This window comes from Candidatus Neomarinimicrobiota bacterium, assembly GCA_018647265.1.
In the GTDB taxonomy this organism is placed as follows: Bacteria; Fidelibacterota; Marinisomatia; order Marinisomatales; family TCS55; genus TCS55.
This window is the reverse complement of the sequence record JABGTK010000018.1, coordinates 1-6,169: the sequence shown is the minus strand read 5'-3', so window position 1 is coordinate 6,169 and position 6,169 is coordinate 1. Positions and strand designations below refer to the sequence as shown.

General features: G+C 40.7%; 6 protein-coding genes. All 6 read right to left on the bottom strand.

The genetic code is table 11. The features are described from left to right. On the bottom strand, positions 1 to 180 hold a 180-nt coding region (locus HN459_01285; protein MBT3478075.1), incomplete at its 3' end, for an argininosuccinate synthase. Between the two features lie 181 nt (positions 181 to 361). Then, positions 362 to 3,574: a carbamoyl-phosphate synthase large subunit gene (gene carB, locus HN459_01280; GenBank protein ID MBT3478074.1), complete on the bottom strand. Its 3,213-nt coding sequence runs from the start codon at positions 3,572 to 3,574 to the stop codon at positions 362 to 364. After that, positions 3,575 to 4,339, bottom strand: coding sequence for a hypothetical protein (locus HN459_01275; GenBank protein ID MBT3478073.1), 765 nt, complete (start codon positions 4,337 to 4,339; stop codon positions 3,575 to 3,577). Then, the gene (locus HN459_01270; protein ID MBT3478072.1) at positions 4,336 to 5,172 is read right to left on the bottom strand and encodes a hypothetical protein; all 837 of its coding nucleotides are present in this window, start codon (positions 5,170 to 5,172) and stop codon (positions 4,336 to 4,338) included. The genes HN459_01275 and HN459_01270 overlap by 4 nt, the downstream gene beginning before the upstream one ends. Beyond that, positions 5,172 to 6,077, bottom strand: a complete 906-nt coding sequence (locus HN459_01265; GenBank protein ID MBT3478071.1) for an ATP-binding cassette domain-containing protein — start codon at positions 6,075 to 6,077, stop codon at positions 5,172 to 5,174. Before HN459_01265 ends, HN459_01270 begins: the two co-directional genes overlap by 1 nt. Continuing rightward, on the bottom strand, positions 6,077 to 6,169 hold a 93-nt coding region (locus HN459_01260), incomplete at its 5' end, for a hypothetical protein (protein MBT3478070.1). The genes HN459_01260 and HN459_01265, both read right to left, overlap by 1 nt.

The window sequence follows — 6,169 nt, the reverse complement described above, 5'->3', positions numbered from 1 at the left end:
GATATGAACTTTAGATGCACCTAAAACCATGGCTTTTTCTTCAACCGCCTCAAAGTCATCTTTTTGACCCACATCACCTACAAAACAAATAACCTCATACCCTTTATTCACCAACCATTTCAGTATAATGGATGTATCCAGCCCACCACTGTAAGCCAGTATGATTTTTTCTTTTTTCATGATATTCCTTTTTAAAATAAAAAAAGCCCTCCGGGACATCCGGAGGGCTTTCATCAAAATCTTTTTACTATGATTTGACGCTAGACTCTACCGATGTCCCACCAAGCTATTGGAGCGACGGCGATCTTGTCTATTATTGCGTCGATTGTTCAACATAACGGTGCGAACCTAAAAGATATTATTAATGTGAATCAACATAATTATGGTACTCCTGAATTGATTTCACTTCAATTTTTCTCCCGGCCAACCTTATTGCTCTTACAGCGGCTTCAGCGCCGGAGAGCGTGGTAATTGCCTCAATACCTTTTTGAATACAAGTCCGGCCGATGGCTTCTTCATCATACCGTGCTTGTGCGCCCATGGGCGTATTAATTACAAGGTTCACTTCACCATTTTTAATACCATCCACTACATTCGGGCGCCCTTCCCCCACCTTAAATACGGACACAACAGGAATGCCGTTTCGCTTTAATTCTCTTGCCGTTCCGGAAGTTGCTACAAGTTTAAATCCTATTTCATGCAAATCTCTAGCGATGGAAATTACACCCAGTTTATCTGAATCATTTACCGACACGAAGACTGTCCCTGAATCTGGCAGTATATTCCCCGCACTAATGGATGCTCTCCGGAAGGATTCTCCCAATGTATTAGAAATCCCCATAACTTCCCCAGTGGATTTCATTTCAGGACTTAAGAAAATTGATTCTTCTGGAAATTTGTTGAATGGCAACACTGCTTCTTTTACGGAAACGTGATTATGTCTATCCCATGCCTTTAAGTCAAATTCTGATAATTTTGCCCCTATTGCCAATTGAGAAGCAATTCTAGCTAATGGTGTATTCGTCGTTTTACTCACAAAGGGCACCGTCCTGCTTGCCCTTGGGTTCACTTCTAAAACATAGACTTCACCGTCCTTATATGCAAATTGCAGATTGATAAGTCCAATCACATTGAGCTCTAATGCTAAAGCTTTAGTGATACGAATAATTTCTTCCATGGCTTCAGTTGTTATACGATAGGGTGGAAGCACACAGGCTGAATCACCGGAGTGAATCCCCGCCTCTTCTATATGCTGCATCACAGCTCCGATGTGAACCGTTTTCCCATCGCATAACGCATCCACATCAAACTCAAAAGCATCTTCTAAAAATTCATCAATTAGAATTGGGTGACCTTCGGTTACATCTGCATTACGGGATATATAATCAATGAGCTGGTCTCTGCCATAAACGATTTCCATAGCGCGTCCACCCAATACATAACTGGGGCGAGCCAAAACTGGGTATCCGATTTTTTCTGCCACGACCACCACCTCATCCAAAGTTCTGCCCGTACCATATTTTGGACAAACCACTTTCAGCTTTTCTAAGATTGTACCAAATTTTTCCCGGTCTTCTGCTAAATCAATATTTTCAGGTGATGTGCCAATAATGGGTACGCCAGCATCCGCTAATGCATTAGCAATCTTTAGTGGTGTTTGTCCACCAAATTGAACGAGGACACCATCGGGCTTTTCAAATTCAACAATGTTTAATACATCTTCAAACGTCACTGGTTCAAAATAAAGTCGGTCCACCAAATCAAAATCGGTACTTACTGTTTCTGGATTACAATTCACCATAATCGTTTTAAATCCTTGATCCTTCAATCCAAAAACGGCTTGAACACAGCAATAATCAAATTCTATCCCCTGCCCAATGCGGTTTGGGCCACCGCCAAGAATAATCACCTTTTTTCCATCGAGAGGAGTAATCTCATTTTCTTCATCGTAAGTTGAATAACAATAGGGGGTCTGTGCTTCAAATTCAGCAGCGCAGGTATCTACCACCTTGAAGGATGGACAAACAGATTCTTTCTTTCGTTGAGCCCGAATATCCAACTCAGTTTTTCCCGTCATACGTCCAATTTGTTTGTCAGAAAAACCATTATGTTTTAAATCACGTAGAGATGTTTTATTCCCACTTGCCTGAATCTCTGCTAACATTTTAATATGATGTAAAAACCACGGATCAATCTTAGTCACATTAAATACATCTTCAATAGACTGTCCTTCCACGAAAGCTTGGCGGACCTTCAACAACCGAAAAGCAGTCCCATAACGTAATGTGGACATATCCAACGAGCGGGCACGATTCACATCCGGGTCGCCTTCTGCTGCAAGTTTAGGCTCTAATCCGTCCAACCCAACTTCTAGGGATCGGTATGCTTTTTGGAGAGATTCCCTGAAGGTTCGGCCAATGGACATCACTTCACCCACACTTTGCATTTGCACACCCAAGTGGCCCGAGGCCGATGGAAATTTTTCAAAATCAAAGCGAGGAACTTTTGTAATTATATAATCAATAGTGGGTTCAAAAGCAGCGAGTGTTTTTCCGGTAATGTCATTAGGAATTTCGTCCAATGTATAGCCAACCGCCAATTTTGCCGCCACCTTAGCAATTGGAAATCCCGTTGCTTTGGATGCTAACGCTGATGACCGGCTCACTCGGGGATTCATTTCTATGACAATCATTCGTCCATTTTCTGGATTTACTGCAAACTGTACATTTGAGCCGCCAGTTTCTACGCCAATGGTTCTTAGGCATTGGATCGCCCAATTCCGCATTTTCTGAAATTCTTTATCAGTTAATGTCATGGCCGGCGCCACCGTTACCGAATCGCCCGTATGAACACCCATTGGGTCAATATTTTCAATGGAACAAATAATAATGACATTGTCTGCTGTATCACGGATGACTTCTAACTCAAACTCCTTCCATCCCAACAATGATTCTTCCACCAAAACTTCCGTGATAGGACTGGCATTTAGACCATTCTCAATCAATTCCTGAAATTCATCATAATTATAAGCAACAGATCCACCTGTGCCGCCCATGGTGAAAGAGGGTCTAATAATGATGGGAAACTGCATGTTGTCCAGTTGAGATTCCGCTTCTTTCCACGAGTGTACAAAACCGCCCTGAGCTGTATCCAGTCCAATGGCGTCCATTGCTTCTTTGAAGCGCTCACGGTCTTCTGCCTTATCAATGGCATCAACCTGGGCACCGATAAGTTGCACATTATATTTTTCTAAAATCCCCTGCTTGTGGAGATCCATGGCGAGATTAAGTGCAGTTTGCCCACCCACTGTTGGAAGAATAGCATCGGGCTTTTCCTTTTGGATAATGGCTTCTACATATTCCGGTGTAATGGGTTCAATGTATGTCGCATCCGCCAAATTCGGGTCCGTCATGATCGTGGCCGGATTGGAATTCACCAGAATTACACGGTAACCTTCTTCTTTTAATGCGCGTGTAGCCTGGGTTCCGGAATAATCAAACTCACAAGCTTGACCAATGATAATAGGTCCCGCACCAATGATTAATATGGATTCTAAATCTGTTCTTTTTGGCATTTATTTCTTCTCAATAAATAGTGCATCATCAATCCCACGGTTCACTTTATACTTCGAAAATGTCAAAATCATTTCACCGACGAATTCATCTTTCTCTGAATCAAACCCAGCATTCTTTGCAATATTTTCAAAGTCTTGCCTATTTGAACCTGGCCCACCAAAGTCAAAGGGGTTTTGAGTTGTCCATCGGCTAATCCCCTTCACACCAATCTTGAATACGGATCTTTCAGGAACCATTACTTCATTTACTTCTATGTAATCTGTCTTAAAAGTAAATACACTTTCTGAATTCAAGTAAACATCGACTTCAGTTATAACCCATGTTTTCGCATTCACGAAAACATCCATGGTAATATCGGGTATTTCATCCGTTTTAACTGAGACAGGAATTTTCAAGGAATCTTGATTCACTTTACCCATAATTCGATAAAATGGTTTATTATTCCGAATGGTCCGTTTGATTTCTGTAACGTGCTTCAGCATATCTAAGAATTTACTGGGATTTCCATCCACACCCGTTTTGGGTAAAATCGCAAACCCCCGTGTTTCCACTTTAATTTTACCCGGCTTTTTATAATACATCCGAATCTTCTTTTTTGGCATCCGGAAACCAGTCATTTTTACGGAAATTTTTACATTAACCTGATAATCTTCAATCTTGGCGAATTGGGAAATAACATTCTCCCGAATTTGGTCAATGGATAGTGTTTGAGCCGCCAGAATGGATGTGAAAATGAATGAAATAAACAAGTTAAAGCGCTTCATGTTTTAATGTCCTTTTTTAAAAACACGAATGCGGTAATCCCAAAGCATGCTGCCGAGTATACGCCGAGCACTCCAAGTTTTTTCCCGATTTCATTCCATGGAATTGGATCCTTAAAAGCATCCCACCAAACATTAAAATATTTTACAAAAATGTACGGCTCCATTTTTTCAAAGATGTCTAACGGAATTCCAATAATCATATAGCCTATAATGATTAAAAACATGGTTCCAATAATTGGCCCAACCGCATTATTCACCATTGCAGAAAACATAAAACAAAGGGTAGCGACCATCCACATGACCAAAATAGCAAGAGAAAATGAAAGCGCCATTCGAATCCAAGCTTGTGATTCATCTAAAATCAATATACCATTATCAATAACAATTAAATCACCAGTTCCCAATACAATGCTTCCTATACCGAGACTCCATAATGCACAAAAAATGAGAAGTGCTGCTGTATAGATATATGTGGCAAATAGTTTGGAAACTAAGATTTTTATCCGGCTTACAGAACGAGTAAGGGTAATTCTGAATATGCCATTTGCGCCATCTGCTGCAATTGAATCTCCCGCAGCCAGCGTGACCAAAAATGGAATATGAATCCATAATGTATTCATAATAATGTAAGTTGCCAGAAATGAATTAAGAATAGAACCCACAACCATAAAAGTTCCTCCCAATTCTCGAACATAATCTTGGTGCAATTCTTCACCGCCTTGTGAGAAACCCCACAATATCAAAGGCATTAAAATTGATATACCTATAAAACCAATATAGCTTCGCCATCGACCGGTAATGACCAGTAATTCATTGTAAATCAGCCTTAACATCAAATTTTATTTTTCATTCCAAATTTGGAAAGGTAAAGATCTTCAAGGCTAGTTTTGGGGATAACGGCTGAAACTCTAATATCTTTTTGAACTAAATATTGAACAAGATCTGAAGCTTTGTTTAGCCCAATACCAACATGCAAAACACCGTCAACAGCATCACAACGATGCACCCATTCAAGTGCTGATAATAATTGGGCGGACTTTTCAACATTATCCACCTGAACTTCCGTCATGAGCAAATCAGATTCTTGGAGTAAATTCTCCATTTTCCCGGAAGTAATGAGTTTTCCAAAACTGATCATTGCCACATGGGAACAGATTTTTTGTACTTCATCCAAAAGGTGGGATGAAATAAAAATAGTGATTCCCTCAGAAGACAATTCACAAATGAGATCCCGGACTTCTTTCATACCCTGGGGATCCAACCCATTCGTGGGTTCATCCAAAATCAAAAGTTTTGGTCTTGATAAAAGCGCTTGGGCTATACCCAATCGCTGCTTCATTCCTTGTGAATAGGTTTTTACTTTATCTTTCCCGCGGTTCCCCAACCCGGTGCGATCCAATACAGTTTGAACACGGGACATATCTGTTCCATCCATCCGCGCCAGCATTTTTAAATTTGTTTCACCGGAAAGATGTTTGTGGAAATCTGCTCTTTCAATCAATGCACCAACACTCGAGAGTGCTTTATTCCCTAACTTTTGAACGGAATTCCCTTGTATAAAAACTTCTCCTTCATCGGGAGAAATCAATGCTGTCATCATACGAATGGTGGTGGACTTTCCACACCCATTTGGACCCAAAAATCCATATACTGAACCATCGGGAATCTGTAGGCTCAGTCCATCCACTGCTTTGCGGAGGCCAAAAGATTTGGATAAGTTTATTGTTTCGAGTATCATTATCCCATCAAATCAATAAATTGCTGAAAAAGGTAGCGACTATCATGGGGGCCAGGACTGGATTCGGGATGATATTGGACAGAAAATGCTGG